This is a genomic window from Nocardioides sp. R-C-SC26, assembly GCF_021246465.1.
Lineage (GTDB): Bacteria > Actinomycetota > Actinomycetes > Propionibacteriales > Nocardioidaceae > Nocardioides.
The window spans coordinates 1-314 of record NZ_JAHRHK010000081.1; the positions used below are offsets into that span (position 1 = coordinate 1).

Here is a 314-nt window from a genome sequence, read left to right on the forward strand (position 1 = left end):
CAAGCTCGTCATCGACGTCGGGACCAAGCCCTCGATCCTGCCGCGCGACGCCATCGCCTCGGCCGGTAAGACGCTGGTCGAGCTGTTCGGTCTCGCTCGCGAGCTCAATGTCGAGGCCGAGGGCATCGTCATCGGCCCGTCGCCGGTCGACGAGCAGCTCGCCGCCGACCTCGCCCTCCCGGTCGAGGACCTGCAGCTGACCGTCCGCTCCTACACCTGCCTCAAGCGCGAGGGCATCCACACCGTGGGTGAGCTCACCAGCCGCTCGGAGCAGGACCTGCACGACATCCGCAACGTCGGCGCGAAGTCGATCC

The 314-nt window shown here is 68.8% G+C and carries 1 protein-coding gene; it reads left to right on the top strand.

The annotated features are described in order from the left end of the window. Positions 1-314 (top strand): DNA-directed RNA polymerase subunit alpha C-terminal domain-containing protein (locus KSO97_RS17520; protein WP_308188350.1); only part of this gene is annotated, 314 nt, incomplete at both ends.